The sequence below is a fragment of the Novosphingobium profundi genome (assembly GCF_018491765.1).
Taxonomy (GTDB): Bacteria; Pseudomonadota; Alphaproteobacteria; order Sphingomonadales; family Sphingomonadaceae; genus Novosphingobium; species Novosphingobium profundi.
The window spans coordinates 74,411-96,452 of the sequence record NZ_JABWCU010000014.1 but is presented as its reverse complement, the minus strand read 5'-3'; the positions used below and the strand labels follow the sequence as shown (position 1 = coordinate 96,452).

The 22,042-nt window shown below is 68.7% G+C and carries 21 protein-coding genes; 4 read left to right on the top strand and 17 right to left on the bottom strand.

What is annotated here, in order from left to right:
* Nucleotides 1-70 precede the first annotated feature (70 nt).
* Nucleotides 71-2,500 (top strand): membrane-bound PQQ-dependent dehydrogenase, glucose/quinate/shikimate family, encoded by a 2,430-nt coding sequence (locus HT136_RS16980; protein WP_214201000.1) that lies wholly within the window; start codon nt 71-73, stop codon nt 2,498-2,500.
* Nucleotides 2,501-2,600: 100 nt separating this feature from the next.
* Here the strand turns inward: HT136_RS16980 and HT136_RS16975 are convergent, their stop codons facing one another.
* Nucleotides 2,601-3,587 carry a ketopantoate reductase family protein gene (locus tag HT136_RS16975; RefSeq protein ID WP_214200999.1) on the bottom strand — a complete coding sequence of 329 codons (987 nt, stop codon included), beginning with the start codon at nt 3,585-3,587 and terminating at the stop codon, nt 2,601-2,603.
* On the bottom strand, nt 3,587-4,777 hold the full coding sequence (locus tag HT136_RS16970) for an aromatic amino acid transaminase (protein ID WP_214200998.1): 1,191 nt from the start codon (nt 4,775-4,777) through the stop codon (nt 3,587-3,589). Before HT136_RS16970 ends, HT136_RS16975 begins: the two co-directional genes overlap by 1 nt.
* Nucleotides 4,778-4,964: 187 nt before the next feature.
* Between HT136_RS16970 and HT136_RS16965 the strand changes: the two genes are divergently transcribed.
* Complete coding sequence (locus tag HT136_RS16965) at nt 4,965-5,435, top strand: Lrp/AsnC family transcriptional regulator (protein WP_214200997.1); 471 nt, start codon at nt 4,965-4,967, stop codon at nt 5,433-5,435.
* A gap of 97 nt (nt 5,436-5,532) precedes the next feature.
* On the opposite strand, the gene HT136_RS16960 is transcribed toward HT136_RS16965, so the two are convergent.
* From HT136_RS16960 to HT136_RS16925, 8 genes are all read right to left on the bottom strand, one after another.
* On the bottom strand, nt 5,533-6,366 hold the full coding sequence (locus HT136_RS16960) for a fumarylacetoacetate hydrolase family protein (protein ID WP_214200996.1): 834 nt from the start codon (nt 6,364-6,366) through the stop codon (nt 5,533-5,535).
* Nucleotides 6,367-6,419: 53 nt separating this feature from the next.
* Nucleotides 6,420-7,304: a VOC family protein gene (locus tag HT136_RS16955; RefSeq protein WP_214201061.1), complete on the bottom strand. Its 885-nt coding sequence runs from the start codon at nt 7,302-7,304 to the stop codon at nt 6,420-6,422.
* A 2-nt stretch (nt 7,305-7,306) separates the two neighbouring features.
* Entirely contained in the window at nt 7,307-7,759 is a 453-nt protein-coding gene (locus HT136_RS16950; protein ID WP_214200995.1) for a GlcG/HbpS family heme-binding protein, read from the bottom strand.
* Entirely contained in the window at nt 7,756-9,273 is a 1,518-nt protein-coding gene (locus tag HT136_RS16945) for a bifunctional 3-(3-hydroxy-phenyl)propionate/3-hydroxycinnamic acid hydroxylase (protein ID WP_214200994.1), read from the bottom strand. The genes HT136_RS16950 and HT136_RS16945 overlap by 4 nt, the downstream gene beginning before the upstream one ends.
* A gap of 4 nt (nt 9,274-9,277) precedes the next feature.
* Entirely contained in the window at nt 9,278-10,528 is a 1,251-nt protein-coding gene (locus tag HT136_RS16940; RefSeq protein WP_214200993.1) for an amidohydrolase family protein, read from the bottom strand.
* 104 nt (nt 10,529-10,632) lie between these two features.
* Complete coding sequence (locus tag HT136_RS16935) at nt 10,633-11,562, bottom strand: LysR family transcriptional regulator (RefSeq protein WP_246543809.1); 930 nt, start codon at nt 11,560-11,562, stop codon at nt 10,633-10,635.
* A gap of 79 nt (nt 11,563-11,641) precedes the next feature.
* On the bottom strand, nt 11,642-12,478 hold the full coding sequence (locus HT136_RS16930; RefSeq protein ID WP_214200992.1) for an arginyltransferase: 837 nt from the start codon (nt 12,476-12,478) through the stop codon (nt 11,642-11,644).
* A gap of 282 nt (nt 12,479-12,760) precedes the next feature.
* Nucleotides 12,761-14,014 carry a threonine ammonia-lyase gene (locus HT136_RS16925; protein ID WP_214200991.1) on the bottom strand — a complete coding sequence of 418 codons (1,254 nt, stop codon included), beginning with the start codon at nt 14,012-14,014 and terminating at the stop codon, nt 12,761-12,763.
* Nucleotides 14,015-14,136: 122 nt separating this feature from the next.
* Here HT136_RS16925 and HT136_RS16920 point away from each other — a divergent pair, with 122 nt between their 5' ends.
* Entirely contained in the window at nt 14,137-15,105 is a 969-nt protein-coding gene (locus HT136_RS16920) for an NAD(P)-dependent oxidoreductase (protein WP_214200990.1), read from the top strand.
* Between the two features lie 53 nt (nt 15,106-15,158).
* Nucleotides 15,159-16,886: an amidohydrolase gene (locus HT136_RS16915; RefSeq protein WP_214201059.1), complete on the top strand. Its 1,728-nt coding sequence runs from the start codon at nt 15,159-15,161 to the stop codon at nt 16,884-16,886.
* Between the two features lie 57 nt (nt 16,887-16,943).
* On the opposite strand, the gene tatC is transcribed toward HT136_RS16915, so the two are convergent.
* The 7 genes from tatC to HT136_RS16880 form a co-directional block, all read right to left on the bottom strand.
* Nucleotides 16,944-17,747, bottom strand: a complete 804-nt coding sequence (gene tatC / locus HT136_RS16910; protein WP_214200989.1) for a twin-arginine translocase subunit TatC — start codon at nt 17,745-17,747, stop codon at nt 16,944-16,946.
* Nucleotides 17,748-17,762: 15 nt separating this feature from the next.
* Nucleotides 17,763-18,200 carry a Sec-independent protein translocase protein TatB gene (gene tatB / locus HT136_RS16905; protein ID WP_214200988.1) on the bottom strand — a complete coding sequence of 146 codons (438 nt, stop codon included), beginning with the start codon at nt 18,198-18,200 and terminating at the stop codon, nt 17,763-17,765.
* Between the two features lie 21 nt (nt 18,201-18,221).
* The gene (locus HT136_RS16900) at nt 18,222-18,458 is read right to left on the bottom strand and encodes a twin-arginine translocase TatA/TatE family subunit (protein WP_214200987.1); all 237 of its coding nucleotides are present in this window, start codon (nt 18,456-18,458) and stop codon (nt 18,222-18,224) included.
* A gap of 66 nt (nt 18,459-18,524) precedes the next feature.
* Entirely contained in the window at nt 18,525-19,160 is a 636-nt protein-coding gene (gene scpB, locus HT136_RS16895; RefSeq protein WP_214200986.1) for an SMC-Scp complex subunit ScpB, read from the bottom strand.
* Nucleotides 19,157-19,942 (bottom strand): segregation and condensation protein A, encoded by a 786-nt coding sequence (locus tag HT136_RS16890; RefSeq protein ID WP_246543840.1) that lies wholly within the window; start codon nt 19,940-19,942, stop codon nt 19,157-19,159. Before HT136_RS16890 ends, scpB begins: the two co-directional genes overlap by 4 nt.
* A gap of 75 nt (nt 19,943-20,017) precedes the next feature.
* Nucleotides 20,018-21,031 (bottom strand): beta-N-acetylhexosaminidase, encoded by a 1,014-nt coding sequence (nagZ, locus tag HT136_RS16885; RefSeq protein WP_214200985.1) that lies wholly within the window; start codon nt 21,029-21,031, stop codon nt 20,018-20,020.
* An 89-nt stretch (nt 21,032-21,120) separates the two neighbouring features.
* Nucleotides 21,121-22,011, bottom strand: coding sequence for an SPOR domain-containing protein (locus HT136_RS16880; protein ID WP_343222222.1), 891 nt, complete (start codon nt 22,009-22,011; stop codon nt 21,121-21,123).
* Nucleotides 22,012-22,042: the final 31 nt, after the last annotated feature.

Below are 22,042 nucleotides of genomic sequence, written 5' to 3'. Positions count from 1 at the left end.
TTTGGCCCTTTTTCGATTGTCCGGCAACGATTTGCGACGACCTGCATTCTCTGAGACAAGGAGAACTATCATGCCCCCAGCCTCAGCCGGTTACCGGCCTCTGCGCCGTCGGCCCTGGTTCACAGGCGCGCTCTGCCTGCTCGTCGGTGCGGCTCTTGCCGCCGGCGGCGTCTGGCTCATCGCCCTGTCCGGGTCGCCCTACTACCTGATCGCAGGCCTCGGCCTGATCGGTACGGGAGCGCTGGCGCTGATGCGACGATACGAAGCGCTGTGGCTCTACACGCTGGTGCTGGCGGGCACGATCGTCTGGGCACTGGGCGAAGTCGGGCTCAACGGCTGGGGGCTCGAACCGCGACTGGTGGCCCCCACCGCGATCGCGATCTGGCTGCTCCTGCCCTGGGTGCGCCGGGGCATCGTGGCGGCCACCGACCGCCGCCCGCTCGCCCGCTTCGCCTGGGCCGGCCCGGCGCTGGCCACGCTGGCCGCGCTCGCGGTGCTCGTCACCGGCTTCCTCCAGCCCACGGGCATCGCGGGAACGGCGCAGATGCGCCATTTCGCGGCGAACGACACAAGCTCCATTCCCGCGTCCGACTGGCCTTTCTACGGACGCACCCCCAAGGGCGATCGCTACTCCCCGCTCGACCAGATCAACGCGGGCAACGTGCAGAACCTCAAGGTCGCCTGGACCGCCGAGACCGGCGATCACATGCGCCCGGGCGAGGACGAGGGCGGCACCGACGCCGGCCACGAGTTCAACTTCGAGAACACCCCGATCAAGGTCGGCGACACCGTCTTTGTGTGCACCGGCCATTCCTGGGTCGAGGCGCTCGACCCGGCGACCGGCAAGATCAAGTGGAAGTTCGATCCCCACGCCAACACCGATGCCGACGTCTACCTCGCCTGCCGCGGGGTCGCCTATTACAAGGCCCCCGCCGGAAAGGTGTCCGGCAAGGCGTGCCAGAACCGCATTCTCTCGCCCGTGCTCGACGCGCGCGTGGTCGCGCTCGACGCCGAGACCGGCAAGCCCTGCGAGGACTTCGGCGAGCACGGTTTCATCAACCTGACCAAGTACCTCGGCCACGTTCCGGCCGGCTTCCACTTCGTCACCTCGCCCCCGCTGGTGCTGCACGACCGCATGATCCTGGGCGGCTGGATCTACGACAACCAGGCCGAGAACGAGCCTTCCGGCGCCGTGCGCGCTTTCGATCCGGTGACCGGCGCGATCGTCTGGGCCTGGGACGTGGGCCATCCCGACACGGTGATCAAGCCCGGTGACAAGACCGTGCTCACGCGCGGCACGCCCAACGCCTGGGGCGTCTACACCGCCGACCCCGAGACCGATACCGTGTACCTGGGCACCGGCAACGCCACGCCCGACTATTTCGGCGGCAATCGTCGGCCGTTCGACGACGCGTACAGTTCCTCGATCGTCGCGCTCGACATCACCACCGGCGCGCCCAAGTGGCACTACCAGACCGTCCATCACGACGTCTGGGACTTCGACCTGCCGATCGGCCCCTCGCTCGTCGACCTGCCGGTAAACGGGAAGATGGTCCCCGCGCTCGTCCAGTCGAACAAGCGTGGCGAGTTCTTCGTGCTCGACCGGCGCACCGGCAAGCCCATCGTGAAGACCATCGAGAAGAAGGTCCTGACCAATGGGGTGCCCGGTGACCGTCTCTCGCCCACGCAGCCCTATCCGGTGGGCATGCCCTCGGTCACCCCGGCCGACCTCGTCGAGAATCACCTGTGGGGCGCGACACCTGTCGACCAGATGATGTGCCGCATCCAGTTCCGGCAATCGTACTACAAGGGTCAGTTCACGCCGCCCCAGCTCAAGCAGACGATCGTCTACCCCGCCTTCGACGGCGTGATCGACTGGCACGGCGCGACCATCGATCCGGTGCACAAGCTGCTGATCGCGAACTCCAACTACATTCCGTTCCTGATCACGCTCAAGCCGCGTGAGCCCTACGTCAAGAACGGCGACGTGCCGCCCTGGGACGGCTCGGGCAACGAGCCCAAGATCGGCGGCAGCCTCGCCCCGCAGTACGGCACGCCTTACGTCGGCAAGGTCCATCCCTGGCTCAACCCGATCGGAGTGCCCTGCAACCCGCCGCCATGGGGCACGCTCACCGCCATCGACCTCGTCACGCACAAGATCGTGTGGCAGCACCCCATCGGCGACACCCGCGCGACGGGCCTGGGCGGTACCCACACGAACCTGCCGCTGCCGACCGGCGTGTTCAACATCGGCGGCAACATGGTGACCGCCGGCGGCGTCGACTTCATCGCCGCGACCGCCGACGACATGTTCCGCGCGATCGACGAGAAGACCGGCAAGGTGCTCTGGCAAGTCAAGCTCCCCGCAGGCGGACAGGCCACGCCGATGACCTATTCGGTCCACGGCAAGCAGTACGTGCTGATCGCGGCAGGCGGCCACGGCGGCCTCGGCACGAAGACGGGCGACTACCTCGTCGCCTATGCGCTGCCGAGCGCCTGATACTGGCCCGCGCCTGATACTGGCCCACATCCGTTCGGGACACATCAGGCGGCGCTATCCGGGCGGCGGCTTCCCCGCGGGAGCCGCCGCCCGAGCCGCTTCAGGCCGACGCGCAGGCCCGCCGCGCGGCCTTGAAGGCGCAAAGGTCGTGAAGCGCGCGCGCGACGGGCATTGCCATGCCCGCCTCCTCGGCCAGTTCGAACACCGAGCCGCAGATCGCCCCGAGCTCGAGCGCACGACCCGCCGCGAAATCCTGGGCCATCGAGGTGCGGAACGGCCCTTGCCGCGCGCCGACGGCGATCATCTCCTCAAGTCCGAGACGGGGCTCGCAACCCTCGGCGCGCGCCAGCGCAAGCACTTCCTCGAGAACCTGCCGCACCACCGCCAGCAGCGCCGGATCGTGGAACTGCGCCTCCAGCGTCGCCTCGGCCACCACCGAAAGCGGATTGGTGGCGAGGTTGAGCGCGACCTTGCTCCACATGTCGGCGCGCACGTCGGGCACAAGGGCAAGATCGATGCCCGACCCCGCGAAAACCGCCGCGAGCCCTTCGAGCGCGCGACCGTTCCCCTCGACCACCGGTCCCACCACGATGCGCGGCCGTCCCCTTACGTGAACCACTCCGTCCGCGTGCAATGCGCTGGTAAGGAACAGGACCGCACCCGCAAGGCGTTCGGGCGCGAAACTCAGGGCCAGCGCGCCCTCGGGGTCGACCGCGCGCACCGGAGCCGTGCCGGTCGGTTGGCGGTACCACCAGGGAATGCCATTCAGCAGCGGCACCACCAGGGTCGCAGGCCCGACAAGGCGCGCGATGTCCGCGCGCGCGGCCGGAACGTCGCCGCCCTTGAGCGCGATGAAGACGATGTCGTGCACCCCGGCCTCATCCGCAGCGCAGGCCGCAACCTCGATGCGGGAAACCGGTCCGCCCTCGTCCGCCAGGCGCACGCCGTTCGCACGAACGTCCGCAAGGCGGCTACCGCGCGCGACGAGCGTGACCTGCCGACCCGCCGCCGCCAGGCGCCCGGCCACCAGCGCCCCCACCGAGCCCGCGCCGAAGACCGCGATGCGCGGCGCACGCGCTCCCGGCATCACGCCGCCTGACACGCCAGCACGTCCTCGAGCGCGGCAACGAAGCGGTCGACCGCTCCCAGCGGCAGCCCGGCGAGGTTGGCCCGCCCGCCCGGCGCGAGATAGACGCCATGGTCCCCGCGAAGACGCGTGATCACCTCGGCCGACAGCGGCAACGTCGCGAACATCCCCTTCTGCCCGGCGATCGCCCCGAGCGACAATGCCGGTGCGGCATGGTGCGTGCCCAGCGCTCCGCGCACGGCTGCGATCCGGTCGCGCATCGCATCGAGTTCACGGCGCCAGAGCGCCTCCAGGCGCGGATCGTGCAGGATCGTGCGCACCACCGCGGCGCCATGGTCGGGCGGCATCGACCACATCGCGCGCACCAGAGCCAGCGCGTTGCTGCGGGCGTTGGTGCTGCACGTGGCCGAATGGCTGGCGATGAAGAACGCACCGACCCGGTCGCGGTAGAGCGCGAAGTTCTTGTTGCACGAGTAGGCCACGAGCACCTCGGGGACCCGCGCGACGAATTCGCGCAGCAGGGTCGCATCCTCCTCGAGCCCTTCGCCAAGGCCCTGGTAAGCCATGTCGAGCAGCACGATCAGCCCGCGCCGCGCGGCACATTCGGCCACCTGTCGCCATTCGTGGGGCTCGGGATCGATCCCCGTCGGGTTGTGGCAGCAGGCCTGGAGGACGAGCACGTCGCCCGCGCGGGCCTGCTCGAGCGCCGCGAGTGTCGCGGGCAGGTCGAAAGCCTGCGATGCCACGTCAACCTGCGGGAACGTGCGCAAGGCGAGGCCCGCCGCCCGCAGCACGGGGGCGTGATTGGACCAGGTCGGCAGGCCCAGCCAGACGGTGCGCCCCTGCCCGCCCAGAGCCAGGAGTTCGGCCGCGACGCGCAGCGCGCCGGTGCCACCCGGGGTCTGCAACCCTTCGACGAACACGCCGGGTGCTGTCCCGAACACGGTCGGGACGAGCGCCTCGACGAAGGCGTGATCGCCCTCTGGCCCCAGATAGGACTTGCTCGCCTGCGCTTCGACCAGACGCTGCTCGGCTTCCTTTACTGCCTGCAGCACCGGAGTGCGCCCCGCCTCGTCGCGGTAGACGCCGACCGAAAGGTCGATGCGGTGGGGGCGGGGATCCTGCGCGAAAGCCGCGATCATCGCGAGCAGCGGGTCGGCGGGCTGGGGCGTGAGAAAGCGGAGAGACATGCGACATCCTGTGGAATGGAACAGGAGCACGTCATAGTCCGCCGGGCCCGCACGAGGTGTGCGTTCTACGCGCGATTTGCCACCAGATCACAAATCGGTTGCATGATTATCCAAAAGTGCGATCATTTTCGCCATCAGGTTCGAACCCGGCCCCATCGCCGCGCGCCCGATCGCAAGGACCCCGCCCATGAAAGACAAGCTCGACAGCTTCGATCGCCGCATCCTCGAGCACCTTCAGGACGAGGGGGACCTGGGCCCCAGCGAGCTGAGCGGCCGGGTCCACCTCTCGCCCTCGCAGTGCTCGCGCCGCCTGCAACGGCTCAAGGACGACGGCTACATCCGCAAGACCGCCGCAATCCTCGAACCACAGCGGCTGAACCTGGGCATCTCGGCCTTCATCGCGATCCGGCTGCGCTCGCAGAGCGTGGAGGCCGAACGCGCCTTCCACGCCAAGGTCATGGCGCTCGACGAGATACTCTCGTGCGACTACACCACCGGCGAATTCGACTTCATTCTCAAGGTCCACACGCGCGACCTCGAATCGTTCAGCGAATTGCTCTCGACCCGGCTGCGCGACGATGTCGTCGAAAATGTCCGCAGCTTCATCATCATGAAGGGGCTCAAGCAGACCACCGCGCTGCCGCTGGAATTCTGCTGAGACGGGGCATCACGCCCCGCCGGCGTCAGGCTAAGACCGCGACCCTGGCCCTATCCTGACGCCGTCTCCTCGAGACCGAGGAGGAAGCGAGACGGGTTCAAGCCTCGTCGACGACGGGGTTGGAGAGCGTACCGATCACGCCCACCGAAATCTCCACCGTGTCACCCGCCTTGAGATAGAGCGGGGGCTTGCGCTTGTCGCCCACGCCGCCAGGCGTGCCGCTGGCGATCACGTCGCCGGGCTGGAGTTCGACGAAGGTCGAGCAGTAGGCGATGACCGTGGGGATGTCCCAGATCATGTCGGAGATCGGCTGGTCCTGCACCAGTTCGCCGTTGACGCGGGTCTGGACGCGCTGGGCGGCGAGGTCCTCGACTTCGCCGGCCGGGATCATCGCGGGCCCGAAGCCCCCGGTGCCGGGCCAGGTCTTGCCGGGCGTGAACTGGATGTTGTGGCGCTGCCAGTCGCGGATCGAGCCGTCGTTGAAGGGCGCATAGCCCGCGACGTGCGCCCAGGCGTCCGCGGGCGCGATACGACGCCCGCCCTTGCCGATGATGACGGCCAGTTCGCCCTCGTAGTCGAAGCGCACGCTCTCCGGCGGACGCACCATCGGCGCACCATCGGCGATCAGGCTGTCGGCCCAGCGGGTGAAGATCGCGGGATGCTCCTTCTGCTCGCGCCCGGTCTCGGCGACGTGGGTGGCGTAATTGAGGCCCACGCACAGGATCTTGCCCGGGTTGGGCACGACCGGCAGCAGCGTCACCGCCGTGCGCGCGATGGTGCCCGTCGCAGGCAGGGCCGCGAGATCGTCCGCCAGCGCATCCTTGAGGTAGGCGTCTGCGCCCGCAGCGCCGAGATCGACGACGTTCTCGCCCTCGAGCCGGCCGAAACTGGCGGTGCCGTCGGGGCGGGTGAAACTGATGTACTGGGTCATGGAAGGGTACTCCGGGGGCGTTTCTTTGGCATTCCTGGTATTCGGCAGAGCGATCAGGCGACTTCGGGCGTCCAGGTCCGGCGGAAGCGGAAGCGCTCCTCGGCCTGGCGCAAACCGTCGAAATCCTTGTCCGACAGGCCCCACTGGTCAATCCGGCCCTCCGGCCAGGTCCAGTCCTCGGGCGCACCGACCTTGTAGTCCTCGGGGACCTTCTCGACCGCGGTCGAGAATTCGATCACCGGGCCGAACGGCGCGATGTAGTAGGCATAGACATTGGCGCCGGGGCCATGGCGACCCGGGCCCCAGGCCGGGGTCTGGGCGTGATCGCGAAGGCGCCCGATCCCGCGCATGACCGCGTCGATGTCCTCCATCTCGAAGGCGATGTGGTTGAGGCTGGTGAAACCGGCGCGCGCGAAAGCGGTGGAGTGGTGGCTCTCGTTGCAGCGCACGAAGACCATCCCCTTGGTGCGGTCGGAAACCTTGAAGCCGAGCACCGCTTCGGCGGCGTCGCCGACCGCCTCGGCATCGGCCGCGTTGAACACCACGTGGGTGAGCTTGACCGGCAGGTCACGCCCGACGAGCGGCGCCGCGTCCTCGCTGTCCGCCAGAAAGCGCAGCAGCACGCCTTCGGGCATCTCGAGTTCGATGCCGTGCCCGCCACCCAGGTCTTGCGAGGTGACCGAACGCCAGGGCCAGCCGGCCTTCGCGGCTCGCTGCGTGAGCGCGGCAAGTTCGTCCTCGTCGCACACGAAGGTGGTCGAGCGCACGTATTCGTCCTCGGCACGGTCGAAGGCGACGAGGTAGGGATAGGGGCCCGATCCGCGCAGGTATTGCGTGGAACCCCGGGTCCCGGCCTCGGCCATGCCCCAGATCTGCGTCATGAAGGCCGCGGCGGCGGCGGGATCGGGAAGCGCGAGTTCGATGCTGCGCAGGCGGATGGTCACGACTGGGTCTCCTTGGGAAATTCGGCGCGAAGTTCGGCGGGGAACACGGCCGCGACACCGGCCCTGGCGCAAGCCTCGTCGCATTCCCCGGTATCACCACTGATGCCGACCGAACCGAGCGCACTGCCGTCGGCCGCGCGGATCACCACGCCGCCCGGCGAGAACGCGATCTGTCCCCCCACGGCGCCGGCAAGGCTCTGGAAGAAAACCGGGTTCTCCCGCGCGCGCGCCGCGATGAGACCGGTGTCGACACCCATGCCGAGCGCGCCGGTCGCCTTGGCGCGGGCGATGTCGAAGCGGAACAGGCTTGCCCCGTCCTCGCGCGCGAAGGCGACCGGGTGCGCCCCGGCGTCGAGGACGACGACCGCAAGTGGCTTGGCGCCCTGTTCGCGCGCGGCGGCCAGCGCCGCCGCGATTACGCCCTGGGCCTGGGCGAGAGTGAGATTCATGCCGCGATCTCCTTGTGCGGGTAGAGGGCCGCATCGCGCGCGGCGAGCAAGTCCTGCGCGCCGGTGCGTGCGGTGCCGAAGACGCAATGATCGGGGCGCAGCAACACGGCATCGACGTCCTGCGCGTCGAGCCAGGCTAGCACCGCCCCGCCATCAGGCAACTGCGATGCGTCCCAGCGGCTGGCCCAGCTGGCTTCACCGGCAACGGCGGCGTCGCGCACGAACAGGCGCCAGCCACCGCCGGTAAAGTCATCGAGCTTGCGGCCATCGGCAAGGATGGGCTGGACGAAGCGCGCGCCCGCCGCCGGGCTTCCGGCGTGGATGACACCCGTGGCGAGCGCGGGGATGAGGTCGTGCGCGGTTTCGCCCGCACGCGCCTTTGCGCGAATCTCGCCGTCGCGCTGCGCCGCCTTGGCGGGATCGAGCTCGCAGATGTAGCGCCCGGCCGCCACGGCCGCGCCGATCACCGCGCGCACGTGCGGGTCGCGTTCGGGCTGGTAAGTCTCGAGCAGCGCCGCCTCGGCCCCCTCGTTGACGATCGCCGCCATCTTCCAGGCGAGGTTCGCGACGTCGCGCAGGCCATGGCACATGCCCTGTCCGAAGAAGGGTGGGGTCTGGTGCGCGGCATCGCCCGCGAGGAAGACGTTGCCCACCTGCCACTGCTCGGCGACGAGCCCGTGGAAGCGGTAGGTCGCCGCGCGCACGATCGCGTGGGGCACGTCCTTCATCCAGGCGCCGACCAGCTCCTGCACCTTCTCGGGCGCCATCATCGCGGTGTCGTCCTCGCCGGGCAGGAGCATGAACTCCCAGCGCCGATGGTTGCCGCGTCCGGGCACGATCGTCGCCGGACGCGCCGGGTCGCACATCATCACCGAAAGCCGCTGCAGATCGGCATCGGCGGGCACTCCGGCGATCTCGGGGAAGCTGACCGGCCCTTCGACTTCGGCGTCGACGACGAGCCAGGGTTCCTCGAAATCGAGGTCGTCGAGCGCGACGCAAAGGCCCTTGCGCACGGCGCTGCGCGCGCCGTCGGTGGCGATCACCCAGCGCGTGGTCGCGACCTGCTCGGCGCCATCCTGCTGGAAGCGCACGGTGACCCCCTCGTCATCCTGTGCAAGCGCGGTGAAGGTCGCGCCAAGGCGCAGCTCGACCGTTTCCAGCTCGCCCAGCCCCTCGCGCAAGTGCGCTTCCAGTTCGGGCTGGTAGAAGAAGTAGTCGTTCGACCAGCCATAGGGCTTGGGCTTGCCTACGGTCCCCATGTAGCGGATCACGCCATGGTCGGCGCCGACGTGGAGGTGGCCATCGGTCGCGACCATGTCGCCGGCGACCCGGTCGATCACGCCCGCCGACTGGAACAGGCGCATCATCTCGTGGTCGAGATGGACCGCGCGCGGCAGGGGATAGTGCTCGAGTTCCTTTTCGAGGACGAGGACGCGCAGTCCACTGCGCCCCAGAAGGTTGGCGGCGGTGGCACCCACGGGGCCACATCCGACGATGACGGTATCGTACTGCATGATTTCAGCTCGCATTGGTGGCGGCAAGGGCTTCGCGAGGGCGGGGAGCCTTGTGGAGTGATCCGCCCAGCATGATCATCGCCAGGCGATCCTTGTCCTGGAGGATGGCGATGTCCGCGAGCGGGTCGCCGTCGACCAACAGCAGGTCGGCAAGATAGCCTTCGCGCACGAGGCCGACCTCGAGCCCCATCAGCTCGCCGCCGTACTGAGTCGCGGCGCGCAGGGCTTCCCCCGGCGTAAAACCGTAGTAGTTCACGAAGTGCTCGAGATCGCGCGCGTTGCGGCCGTTGGGGTTGAACGGAAAACCGTAGTCGCCGCCGATCAGCACGCGCACGCCGCGCTTGTGCAGTTCGGGGACGAGCACGGACTCGGCCTTGAGGCGCGCTTGGGCGCTCGCCTTCATGTGGGTCATGTCGACGTGCGGCGGCGGATTCGCCTCGATCGCGCCAACCGAAACGCCCGGACCCGGCGCGTAGAAGAAATTCGCGCGCGACTCGGCCATGCGCTCGATGCCCGCCGCATCGACGAAGGAACAATGGTAGAGGATGCGCGCGCCCGCATCGAGCGCCAGGCCGACGGCCTGCGTCGAATAGGCATGGCAGGCGATCCACAGTCCCGCCTCGCGCGTGGCCTCGCCCGCCGCGAGCATTTCCTCGCGGGTGTAGAGCACGTCCATCGCGGTCTCGGGCTTGAGCGCATCCTCGCCCGAAACAACGAGCTTGATCGAGCGGACGCCCTCGTCCTTGCAATAGGCGACGAAGGCCCGCATCGCCTCGGGCCCGCGCCCGTTGAAGACGCCGCCGGTATCGACACCCTCGCCGCCTTCGGGGCTGCGCTCGAGCGTCGAGGGAATGAGGCGCGGTCCCGGTGTCTCGCCGGCCTCGATCGCGCGCCACAGCTCGGGCTCGATCTGGTCGACGAGCGCGCCTGCCGAATAGAGCGAGGTGAAGCCGTGGTCGAGCAGGACCCGCGCGTTCCGCCTTGCCGCCTCGCGCAATTCCTCGGGCGGGAGGATGAACTGGTGGTAGACCTGCTCGGTCGAGGAAGCCCAGGTCAGATGCGTGTGCGCGTCGACCATGCCGGGCATCAGCGTCATGCCCGAAGCGTCGATGATCCTGTCCACCGAGGCGTCCGCCAGCGCGGCCTCGCCCAGCACGACGGCGGCGATGCGTTCGCCCTCGACGAGCACGCTTCCGCGCTGCGCAGGCGCCCCCGTTCCGTCAAAAATGAAACAATCGCGGATGACTGTCCGCATCGCGCTCTCCCACATCCGGTTATCATCTCGGTTCGTGGGACAGGTTTAGACGCGGATCATACCTTGCGTAAAATAATGATATTTTCAGCTAACATAGCATCAAGCTATGCGTCTTGCCGCAAGACATCGATCATCGCCTGCGCCAGCGGGCTGAGCGCCGCGTCGGCGCGGTGGCGCAAGCCGACCGTGCGTTCCTGCTGCGCCTCGCGAATCGCGATCACCCGCAGACCCGCGCTCTTGCCGTCGTCGAGCGCCACGGTGCGCGGCAGCACGGTGACGCGCGCGGTCTCGCGCACGATTGCGCGCGTGGTCAGCAGCGAATCGGACCGGATGGTCACGCGCGGCAAGGCGACGCCAGCGGCGACGAACAACGCATCGACCTGGCGCCGGAACGCGCCGCGCGCCTCGGGCATCACCCAGGCGAGGTGTTCGAGGTCATGGAGCGAGACGCTGTCGGGCAGGCCATCGTGCGCCGCGCCGACCAGCAGCACGAAGGGATCCTGCAGGCATTCGATCTCGACCATGTCGCTGGGCACCTGGTCGATGCCGGTGGTCACGAAGGCCAGCTCGATCTCGTCCTGGCGCAGCATTTCCAGGAGCAGGTGGTCGGGGCGTTCCTGGAGCGAGAGCGCGAATTCACCGATCCGCGCGTCGAGGCGCGCGATCGCGCCGGGCAGCAGCGTCACCAGCGCCCCCGGGGTTCCCCCGAGGCGCAAGGGCCCGGCGACATGGTGGTGGGCGTGCTGGACGTCGCTGGCGGCATCGCGCAGGAGGATGGCGAGGCCATCGGCCCGGCGGGCAAGCGCCTCGCCCTCGGGCGTCAGGCTGATCCCGGTGCGGCTGCGTTCGAACAGCACGACGCCCAGGCGCCGCTCGAGCTGGGCGATCTGGTTCGAGACCGAGGGTTGCGACAAGTTCAGCGCGCGGGCCGCGCCGGTGATCGAACCGCTGCGGCAAATGGCCCGGAACGTCAGCAACGCGCGGGGATCGATCATGGGATGCCGGTGGGCGTCGCGAAAGTCCGAAGTGCTCATGGCCTAGCGCTAGCAGGCCGGGCGGGCATGGTCACGCCCGCAGCGCCTCCCGCCAGGTGCCGGAACGCGCGGCGCGCCCTCAGCCCTGCGAAATCGTCGGCAGGCCGTCCTTGCCCGCGCCCGTTGCGGGCACCGGGGTGCCGTGCGGACGGGCGGCCTCGGCAATCAGGCGTTCCTGCTCCTCGCGCGCGATGCGCTCCCACCCTGTCCTGCCGAGCTTTTCGAGCGGACGGTAGCGCACCTTGTACTGCATGCGCGCCGAGCCTTCGACCCAGTAGCCGAGATAGACGTAGGACAGGCCCATGTCGTGCGAGCGGCGGATGTGGTCGAGGATGATGTAGTTGCCCAGCCCCTTGCGGCGGCTTTGCGGATCATAGAAGCTGTAGATCATCGACAGACCGTCGCACTGCCGGTCGGTCAGGCAGGCGCCGATGAGCTTGCCCGGGGTGACGCCGTCGGCCGAGGGCTCGCGGTATTCGACGACGTAGCTGGTGACCGGCGTATGCTCGACCATGTCGGCATAGTCGATTTCGTCCATGCTGGTCATGCCGCCTTCGGGATGGCGTTCGGCGAGATAGGCCTGGAGCAGTTCGAACTGCTCGCTGGTGGACCAGGGACGGCACACCGTGGCGACCAGATCGTCGTTGGCCCTGAGCGCGCGCTTCTGCGAGCCCGATGCGGCAAAATCGCTGGCGACGACACGCACCGAGACGCAAGCGCTGCAATCCACGCAGGACGGCCGATACGCGACGGTCTGGCTGCGACGAAAGCCAATCCGGCTGAGCGCGTCGTTCAGCGAATCCGCGTGCGGCCCCTTGAGTTCGGTGAAGACCTTGCGCTCGTTGCGCCCCGGCAGATAAGGGCACGGGGCAGGGCTGGTAACGAAGAAGCGGGGAAATCGAACCGGTGCCGTCACGGGAGCGTTGCGTCCTCTAGTCTCTTGCAGGCTTGCGCGATCGCCTCCCCCGGGGGGCGCCTGCGTTCAGACAAATATGCAGGAGCGGGCCCTGCGTTGAAAGCGTTTTAACCACGAAATCGGCAGCGCGCACCAGCGGTTGGCCCGAAAATCGAGCTTTTCCCTTGCGTTTGTCCCGGAACGAAGCGTCCCGGTTCCGGGTAGTTACACGGGGCGATGTGTTAACCGCCTGCCTTGCAAACGATAAGAGCCAAACCCAAGCGCGCGCTCCACTTGCGAGACTCAGTCGGTTTCGACCCGGCGCACTTCGTAGCCTTCACGATGGAGCGCGGCGATCAACGCATCGAGCTGCGCCGAATCGCGCGCCTCGCACTCGATCTCGGTGACCAGGCCCTTGGCGGGCAGGTGCGTGAAGATGCGCTGGTGGAACACCTCGATGATGTTGACGTTCTGCTCGTGGAACACCTTGGCCACCTTGAACAGCGCGCCGGCGCGGTCCTGCAGGCCGATGCGCAGACGCGCGAGGCGGCCCGAGCGGGCCAGGTCGCGCAGGAGCACGTTGGCGAGCAGGCGCGTGTCGATGTTCCCGCCCGAGAGCACGATGCCCACCTTGCGGCCCTTGAACAGGTCGCGGTTGTCCATCAGCGCGGCGAGGCCGCAGGCGCCCGCCCCCTCGACCAGCGTCTTCTCGATCTGGAGCAGCAGCGCGAGCGCGCTCTCGATCGCGGGCTCGCTCACCAGCAGGATGTCGTCGAGCAGTCCGCGCAGCGTGCGCGAGGTGAACTGCCCGGGCGAGAACACCGCGATGCCCTCGGCCAGCGTGTCGCCGCCGATCGGCAGGTTGGTGCCCTTGAGGTGGTTGTACATCGAGGGGTAGAGCTGCGCCTCGACGCCGAAGATGCGCATGTCCGGCTTGATCCCGCGCGCGGCGGTGCCCATCCCCGAGCTGAGGCCCCCCCCGCCGATCGGCACGACCAGCGTGTCGAGATCGGGCACGTCCTCGAGCATCTCGAGCGCGACGGTGCCCTGCCCGGCCGCCACGTGCGGATCGTCGAAGGGATGGACGAAGGTCAGGCCCAGTTCGGCCTCGAGCTTGCGCGCATGCGCGTAGGCATCGTCGAAGCTCTCGCCCTCGAGCACGACGTTGCCGCCCACGCTCTCGGTCTGCATTACCTTCACCAGCGGAGTCGTGCGCGGCATGACGATCGTGACCGGGATGCCAAGCCGCGTGCCGTGGTAGCTGAGCCCTTGCGCGTGGTTGCCCGCCGAGGCCGCGATCACCCCGCGCGCCTTGCGTTCCTCGCTCAGCTGCATGAGCGCGTTGAGCGCCCCGCGCTCCTTGTAGGAGGCCGTGAACTGGTGGTTTTCGAACTTGAGCCAGATGTCGGCGCCAATGATGTCGCTCAGCGTCTGGCTGCGCATCGTCGGCGTGCGCACGATCTTGTCCGAAATTCGCTCCGCGGCGCCGCGCACATCTGCGAGGGTGAGCGTCGCCTCGGCGAGCGCGGGAGCGGATTTCGATACGGTCTGTTCCATTAGGCGCGCCTAAAGGAATTGCCGGGGAATTGAAAGGCGGCAAAGGGCAGCCTATCGTCATTCGCTCCAGTCCCGTCTAGCCGACGGTTTGCATTTGGCCAAAACACGTTAAGGACAAGGCCATGACCGAACAGTTGAGTGATCCGCTCCCCGACGAGCCCGAGGCCGACACCGCGACGAACGTGGAACGCCCGCCCGTGGACCCCAAGCGAGTCTCGTTCATCGGCCTTGGCGTGATGGGCGGCGAGATCGCCCGGCACATCGCCGAGGCGGGGCACGAGCTGACCATCTACAACCGCTCGCCCGATCGCCTCAAGCGCTGGCAGGAGGCCAATCCCGGTCTCGCTTCGCGGGTCGCGGCCAACCCGGCGCACGCCGCGCTCGACGCCGACGTGGTGATCACGTGCGTCGGCAACGACGACGACCTCGCCGACGTCGTCCTCGGCCCCAACGGGGCGTTCCGCACGATGCGCAAGGGCTCGACCTTCATCGACCACACCACCGTCTCGGCGCGCATCGCCCGCCAGATTTCGGTCGAGGCCCGCGACCTGCAGATCCGCTGCGTCGACGCGCCGATGACCGGCTCGCAGAGCGGCGCCAAGCAGGGCACGCTCACGCTGATGTGCGGCGGGCGCGACGAGGCGATCGAAGCCGCGCGCCCGGTGATGGAGGCCTATTCCAGCCGCATCGTCCACGTCGGCAAGGCGGGCGCGGGGCAGACCGCCAAGATGGCCTGCCAGATCTGCATCGCGGGCAACATCGCCGCACTGGCCGAGGCGGTGCGCTTCGCGCAGGCCTCGCACCTCGACATGGACAAGGTCTACGAGGCGATCTCGGGCGGCGCGGCGCAATCGTGGCAGATGGACAACCGCTGGTCCTCGATGGACGCCGACGAGTTCGATTTCGGTTTCGCCATCGACTGGATGCGCAAGGACCTCGGTCTCAGCCTCGAGGAAGGCCGGGGCCTGGGCGTCTCGCTGCCCGTGGCGGGCCTCGTCGACCAGTTCTTCGCCGAGATCCAGGCGATGGGCGGGGGCCGCCTCGACACCAGCGCGATCATCAAGCGACTGCCAAGGAAAAGCCGTCCGTGACATTCGCGAAGAAGGCGGTTCTCGCCGCCCTGCTCTCCAGCGCGCTCGTCGCGATGCCCGCCCATGCCCGCAAGAAGAAGGCCGAGGAACCCGAGAAGGCCGTGCCCGGCACGCTGATCGACAACGTCGATGGCCTGACCGGCGACGGCAAGGGCGGGATCGAACACTTCGACGGCTTCCTGATCACCCCCGACGGCCATATCGCGCAAGTCTACCACCAGGGCGAGAAGCGGCCGAAATACGCCGACTACCGGCTTGACGGCAAGGGCCAGGTGGTCGTGCCCGGAATGATCGATGCCCATGGCCACGTGATGAGCCTGGGCTTCTCCAAGCTGACGCTCGACCTTTCGGGAACCCGCTCGCGCGAGGAGGCCCTGGCCCGGATCCGGGCCTGGACCGCCGCCCACCCCGACGCGCCCTGGATCCTGGGCGGCGGCTGGAACGAGACCGAGTGGGCCTCGGCCGACCTGCCGACAGCCACCGAACTCGACGCGGTCTCCGGCGGCAAGCCTGCCTGGCTGACGCGCGTCGACGGCCACGCGGGCTGGGCCAACAGCGCCGCGCTCACGGCGGCCGGGATCACCGCGAAGACCAACGACCCCAAGGGCGGGCGGATCGTGCGCGATGGCGCGGGCAAGCCTGCAGGCGTGCTCGTCGATGCGGCGACCGCGCTCGTCGCGGCCAAGCTCCCGACCCCGCGCCCCGAGGACCGCGATGCGGCGCTCGCCGAAGCGCAGCTCGACCTGCTCGAGCACGGCGTGACGGCGGTGGCCGACATGGGCACGAGCATCGAGGACTGGCAGGCCTTCCGCCGCGCCGGGGACAGCGGGCGGCTGCGCCTGCGCATCGTCGCCTATGCCGATTCGATCGCCAACATGGAGCTGATCGGCGGCCCCAAGCCCACGCCCTGGCTCTACGACGACCGGCTGAGGCTCGATGGCGTCAAGCTGTTCCTCGACGGCGCGCTCGGCTCGCGCGGGGCCTGGCTCAAGGCCCCTTACGCCGATGCCCCCGAGACCAGCGGGTTGCCGCTGCTCAACCAGACGCAGCTTTCGAACCTGATGAGCCGGGCCGCGCTCGACCATTTCCAGGTCGCGGTCCACGCCATCGGCGACAAGGCCAACGCGGTCGTGCTCGACGCCATCGCCGAACTCTCGCAGACCTACACCGGCGACCGGCGCTGGCGCATCGAGCATGCCCAGATCGTCTCGCCTGCCGACATCGCGCGCTTTGGCCAGCATGGCGTGATCGCCTCGATGGAACCGCAGCACGAGGCGAGTGACCGGACCATGGCCGAAGCGCGCCTCGGCCCCGAGCGCCTGGCCGGCGCCTATGCGTGGAAATCGCTCGCCGCGACCGGGGCAACGCTGGCCTTCGGCTCGGACACTCCGGTCGAGCCCGCGCGGCCCTTCGTGGGCATGGCGGTCGCCGTCACGCGCCAGGGCGCCGATGGCCAGCCGGTCGGTGGCTGGCAGGCGCAGGAGGCGATCAGCCGCGAGGCCGCGCTTGGCGCCTATACCACGGGCGCGGCTTACGCGATGTTCGCCGAGGACCGCCTCGGCCGCATCGCCAAGGGCTACCGCGCGGACTTCCTGTTCCTCGACAAGGACCCGATGCTCGCCAGCCCCGAGGCGCTGCGTACGATCACGGTCAGGGAAACCTGGATCGGCGGCCAGCGCGCCTGGGCCGCCGCGCAAAGCCAGCAGGACGAAGCGCAGATCCGTCCGCCCGAGGCCGATGCGCCCGCTTCGCAAGGCGGGGATCCCGCGCCCGACCGCTGACGCCGCCAAGCCGCATCAAAAAAGCCCTCTTTCCGATCGGGACGAGGGCTTTTTTCGTTATTCGGCCGGGGCTTCCACCGCCGCGCCATCGATCGTCGCGGCCTTTGCCTCGCGCCGCTCGGTGAACCACATCAGGAGCAGCGTGCCTTCGTACAGCAGCAGCAACGGCACCGCGAGAAGGACCTGCGAGATCACATCGGGCGGCGTCGCGATCGCGGCCACGATGAAGATCCCCACGATCACGTAGCGACGCGCCCCCACCGCCTGCTGGCGGGTGATGATCCCGGCGCGGTTGAGCAGCATCAGCAGCACCGGCAGCTCGAAACTGATGCCGAAGGCGAGGATGAACTGCATGACCAGCGACAGGTAGTCACCCGTACCCGGCAGCGCCTCGAGCTTGAGCCCGCCTGCATTGCCCTGGAAACCCAGGAAGAAGTGGAAGGCCGTGGGCATAACCACGAAGTAGGCCAGCGCCGCGCCCATCGTGAAGAGGATCGGCGTTGCCACCAGGAAGGGCAGGAAGGCCTTCTTCTCCTTGGCGTAGAGCCCGGGGGCGATGAAGGCCCAGATCTGGTTGGCGATGAACGGGAAGCTGATGAAGAAGGCCGCGAAAACCGCGATCTTCACCTCCACGAAGAAGGCCTCGTAGAGCTTGGTGTAGATCAGCTTGCCCTCACCCGGCGGGAAGGCCTCGGTCAGCGGGCGCACGAGGATCGCGAAGATGTCGTTGGCGAAGTAGAAACAGATCGCGAAGGCCACGCCGAAGGCGAGGAAAGCCTTCACCAGCCGCGCGCGCAGCTCGACGAGGTGCTCGAGCAGCGGCGCCTGCGTGTCGTCGATGTCGGAAATCTTGAAAGCCATGAGCCTCGTTCCCGGTCAGGACGCGCTGCGGGCCGGGTCGGAGACCGGCGCCAGGTTGGATTCGGTGGGCTCGGACGCGGGTGTGTCCTGCATCCCTTCAGGCTCTGCGGGCGCCGGCAGCGCGGGCTCCCCACCCGCCGCGTCCTCGACGAAATTCGCCTTCTCCGCGTCGGTCTTGGCGCGCGTGGGCGCCTGCATGTCCTCGGCGCTCGGCAGCTTGGGCGCAGCGTTCATGATCGCCTCGTTCTGCTCACGCCACTTCTTTTCCATTTCCTCAAGCTCGGCCTCGCGAACCATGGCGTCGATCCCGGCGCGGAAATGGCCGGTGATCTTGCGCATCTTGCCGATCCAGCGACCCGCGGTGCGCATCGCCAGAGGCATGTCCTTGGGGCCGATCACCACGACCGCCACGATGACGATCATCAGGAGTTCGGAGGCTCCGATATCCAGCATAGCCGTGCGCGGCCGTCAGGCTCAGGCCTGGTCGGACTTGACGGTTTCGCTCGCGCTCGGCGCGGGCTCGCCGGACGCGATCTGCGCGGGCTTGCTTTCCGGCTTCGCGGGCTTGTCGTCGTCCTCGTTCATGCCTTCCTTGAAGCTCTTGATGCCCTTGCCGAAGTCACCCATGATTTCGGAGACCTTGCCACGACCGAACAGCACGAGCACGATCACCAGGACAATCAGCCAGTGCCAGATCGAGAAGCTACCCATTATCCCAACTCCAAATATATGCGCGACCGAGTCCGGCCCCTTTGGGCCCGTCTAGGCGCTTTCCGATTAAGTTGAAAGCCTGTCATCGTTTGGACCCGGTTCGGTCGCAGGACGGTCACCTTCCTCGGCGACCGGCGGATTCTCGGGTCCCAGCGCGTCCTCGATCATAGCATCATCGACCGGATCAAGCAGCCCCGCCGCGCGCAATTCGTCGATTCCGGGCAATTCCTTAAGCGTCTGCAGCCCGAAATGGGCAAGGAACTCGGCCGTAGTCGCGTAGATCACCGGGCGTCCGGGCACTTCGCGCCGTCCGGCCACGCGCACCCAGCCCGCCTCGAGCAGCACGTCGAGCGTGCCCTTGGCGGTCTGCACCCCGCGAATCGCCTCGATCTCGGCGCGGCTGACCGGCTCGTGGTAGGCAACGATCGCAAGCACCTCGGTTGCCGCGCGCGAGAGGCGGCGCACCTCCTCCTTCTCGCGGCGCAGGAGATGCGCAAGGTCGGGCGCGGTCTCGAAGTGCCAGCGTCGCCCACGCTCGACGAGATTGACCCCGCGCGGCGCGTAATGGTCCTGCAACGCGCGCAAGGCCGCGCGCACGTCGGCCTCGCCCAGATGGCGCGAGAGCTGCTCGACGCTCATCGGTGCCTCGGCCGCGAACAGCGTCGCCTCGAGCGCGCGCAGCAGCTCGTCCTCCTGGCTCATGCGCGCAGCGCCCGCACCTGGAGCGGGCCGAAGGCGGTGTCCTGGACGATCTCGACCTTGCCCGCCTTGGCGAGCTCGAGCGCGGCAACGAAGCTGGAGGCGAGCGCCGACTTGCGCAGCTGGGGATGACTCCAGGCCTCCTGCGAGGGAGGCACGAACTCGCGCAGTTCCATCCAGTCGATCGCCACGCCGACCATCGAGGAGACGCGCGCGATCGCGCTGTCGAGCGTCATGACCATGCGCTCGCGCACCATGTGCACCACCGGCTGCGAACGCAGCTTCACCTCGCCATAGGCGCGCACGAGATCGAACCAGGAGCATTGCCAGCGATGGAGGCGCTCGACGCGCAGGCCCTCGGGCGCGCCGCGCGTAAAGACGTCGCGCCCCAGCCGATCGCGCGCCATCAGCCGCGCGGCGGCCTCGCGCATGGCGCCCAGGCGCTGAAGGCGCAGTTGCAGACGCAGCGCCAGTTCCTCGGGGCTGGGATCGGGCTGTTCCTCCTTGGGCAGCAGCAGCGCGGACTTGAGGTAGGCGAGCCAGGCCGCCATCACGAGGTAGTCGGCGGCGAGTTCCAGCCGCATTTCGCCCGCCTGGTCGATGTAGTCGAGATAGGCGTCGACCAGCTCGAGGATCGAAATGCGGCGCAAGTCCACCTTTTGGCGCCGGGCAAGGTCGAGCAGGAGGTCGAGCGGACCTTCCCAGCCGTCGATCTCGAGATAGAGGGCCTGCTTTCGCTGTTCGGCCGGGGAGACCGCCTCCCACACCGCTTCCGCCTCGCCCAGCGCGATGCCGGGATCGGACGGGCGCGCGCCCTCCTGCGCAGAGGGCCCGGCGGGAACCGGCTCGTGCGCCACGCCTCAGGCGACGCCCTGGGCCAGCAGCGCGTCGCGCCGGGCGACGAGCGCGGCGTGATCGGACGTGCCCACACCCTGCGGGCAGGAGCCGAGCGCGGCCTCGAGCCGGCGCTGTGCCTCGGCAGTGATCGCGGGCACGGCCTTGGCGATGCCCACCATGTCGTCCATCTTCGCCCAGCAGTTGAGCGCGATGTCGCACCCCGCCGCCAGTGCGCGCGCGGCCAGCTCGGGCACTGCCCCCGAGAGCGCCTGCATGTCGAGATCGTCGGTGAGCAGCAACCCGTCGAAGCCGATCCGCTTGCGGATGATCTCGCCCACCACGAAAGGCGAGAGCGTACCGGGATTTTCCGCGTCCCAGGCGGTGTAGCGCACGTGCGCGGTCATGCCCACGGGCGCGCTGGCCAGCGTGCGGAAGGGGCGCAGGTCCATCTCCAGCTCCTCCTCGCTGGCGGTGACGGTGGGCAGCTCCTTGTGGCTGTCGGCCATCGCGCGGCCGTGGCCGGGAATGTGCTTGATGCAGCCCACCACGCCCGCGCGCGACAGGCCATCGAGCGCGGCCCGCCCCAGCGCGGCGACGCGCATCGGGTCGTGGCCGAAGGCGCGGTCACCGATGACGTCGTGCGCGCCGCTCTGGCGCACGTCGAGCGAAGGATAGCAGTCGAGCGTGATGCCCACTTCGGCGAGATCGAGGCCAAGCGCCTCAGCGTTGGCCCGCGCCGCCTCGATCGCGCTCGCGGGTGCGGTGTCGTAGAGCCGGTCGAAGGCCTCGCCGGTCGGGTAGGCGGGCCATACCGGCGGCTTCATGCGCGCGACGCGCCCGCCTTCCTGGTCGATGCTGATGAGCAGGTTCTCGCGCCCGTGGATCGCCCTGAGGCTGTCGGTAAGCGCGCGCATCTGCGCGCGGCTTTCCACGTTGCGTCCGAACAGGATGTAGCCGGCCGGATCGGCGTCGCGGAAGAAGGCGGTCTCGTCCGCCGTGAGAGCTAGCCCGGAAAGGCCGAAAATCGCAGGAACCATGGCGATTTATCGCCCAATCCCGCCCCCCGCGCAAGCAAGCGCGCGTCCCGGGGTGTGGATGACGCGGCAAGCCGCGCGCGGGCCTGCGCTCAGTTCTTGACCTGGCAGGACAGCCCCGCGCCACGCATGCCCGAGCACAGCGACCGTGCCGCCTGGAGATCGCCCGGAACCGCCTGGAGACGATAGACGGTGCCGATGTCGGCCTGGCCCTGGACGATGCGGTGCTTCATCTCGGCGAGCGGCGCGTACTGCCCCTTGAGCGTGAGCCAGCCCTTCTCCGCGCTTTCCTTCGAGGTATAGGCCCCGACCTGGACGCCCACGCCCGAAACCGCCGGTTCCTCGACCTTGGCCGGAGCGGCCGGCGCCGTCGCGGCGTCAGGCTTGGACGCGGCCGGGCTCTCGCCCTTTCCGGTCATGGTGCTGAAGCCCGGTGCCGGGGGCACGTTGGTGTTCTCGGCGATCTGCGGGGTTCGCGTCTGGCCTTCGGCGACCGCGAAGCTGGTGTCGCCGGTGCCCTCGACCACTTCGCCGCCGGGATTGGCGGGGCGCGACTTGTAGGGCTCGGCCGGCGCCTCGATCACGCCGCCATCGGCCACCAGCGTCTCGCCCGAACGCCCCTTGAGCGCCCAGACGATGCCGCCCGCGAGCAGCGCGATCGCCACCACGGCCAGGATCAGCAGCAGCGTGGTCTGGCCAAGGCCGCCACGCTCGTCCTCGTAGTCCTCGTCATCGCCCTCGAGCCAGGGCAGGCGCATCTCGCCATCGCCGAGGTCAAGTTCGCTGCCCGCCTCGTAGCCGGAGGTCGAGGCGGCAGGCGCGGCGGGGCGCGGCGGAAGCGCGAAGGGATCGGTCTCGTCGCCGAAAGGATCGTCGAGCTCCGCGCTCTCGGGCGCAAACGGATCGGCGCGAAACGAGGCCTGCCCGGACGCGGACCCGAAGGTTCCCGAAGAGCCGGTGCCCGGTTCCTGGTCCAGGGGCACGCCCTCCCCGGTCCTGCCCGCATCCGCATTC

Excerpts from the sequence above, each read along its gene's own strand:
- HT136_RS16980 (WP_214201000.1), top strand. The coding sequence starts at position 71 with ATGCCCCCAGCCTCAGCCGGTTACCGGCCTCTGCGCCGTCGGCCCTGG.
- HT136_RS16975 (WP_214200999.1), bottom strand. The coding sequence starts at position 3,587 with ATGCCGGGAGCGCGTGCGCCGCGCATCGCGGTCTTCGGCGCGGGCTCG.
- HT136_RS16970 (WP_214200998.1), bottom strand. The coding sequence starts at position 4,777 with ATGTCTCTCCGCTTTCTCACGCCCCAGCCCGCCGACCCGCTGCTCGCG.
- HT136_RS16965 (WP_214200997.1), top strand. The coding sequence starts at position 4,965 with ATGAAAGACAAGCTCGACAGCTTCGATCGCCGCATCCTCGAGCACCTT.
- HT136_RS16960 (WP_214200996.1), bottom strand. The coding sequence starts at position 6,366 with ATGACCCAGTACATCAGTTTCACCCGCCCCGACGGCACCGCCAGTTTC.
- HT136_RS16950 (WP_214200995.1), bottom strand. The coding sequence starts at position 7,759 with ATGAATCTCACTCTCGCCCAGGCCCAGGGCGTAATCGCGGCGGCGCTG.
- HT136_RS16945 (WP_214200994.1), bottom strand. The coding sequence starts at position 9,273 with ATGCAGTACGATACCGTCATCGTCGGATGTGGCCCCGTGGGTGCCACC.
- HT136_RS16940 (WP_214200993.1), bottom strand. The coding sequence starts at position 10,528 with ATGCGGACAGTCATCCGCGATTGTTTCATTTTTGACGGAACGGGGGCG.
- HT136_RS16935 (WP_246543809.1), bottom strand. The coding sequence starts at position 11,562 with ATGAGCACTTCGGACTTTCGCGACGCCCACCGGCATCCCATGATCGAT.
- HT136_RS16925 (WP_214200991.1), bottom strand. The coding sequence starts at position 14,014 with ATGGAACAGACCGTATCGAAATCCGCTCCCGCGCTCGCCGAGGCGACG.
- HT136_RS16920 (WP_214200990.1), top strand. The coding sequence starts at position 14,137 with ATGACCGAACAGTTGAGTGATCCGCTCCCCGACGAGCCCGAGGCCGAC.
- HT136_RS16915 (WP_214201059.1), top strand. The coding sequence starts at position 15,159 with ATGCCCGCCCATGCCCGCAAGAAGAAGGCCGAGGAACCCGAGAAGGCC.
- tatC (WP_214200989.1), bottom strand. The coding sequence starts at position 17,747 with ATGGCTTTCAAGATTTCCGACATCGACGACACGCAGGCGCCGCTGCTC.
- tatB (WP_214200988.1), bottom strand. The coding sequence starts at position 18,200 with ATGCTGGATATCGGAGCCTCCGAACTCCTGATGATCGTCATCGTGGCG.
- HT136_RS16900 (WP_214200987.1), bottom strand. The coding sequence starts at position 18,458 with ATGGGTAGCTTCTCGATCTGGCACTGGCTGATTGTCCTGGTGATCGTG.
- scpB (WP_214200986.1), bottom strand. The coding sequence starts at position 19,160 with ATGAGCCAGGAGGACGAGCTGCTGCGCGCGCTCGAGGCGACGCTGTTC.
- nagZ (WP_214200985.1), bottom strand. The coding sequence starts at position 21,031 with ATGGTTCCTGCGATTTTCGGCCTTTCCGGGCTAGCTCTCACGGCGGAC.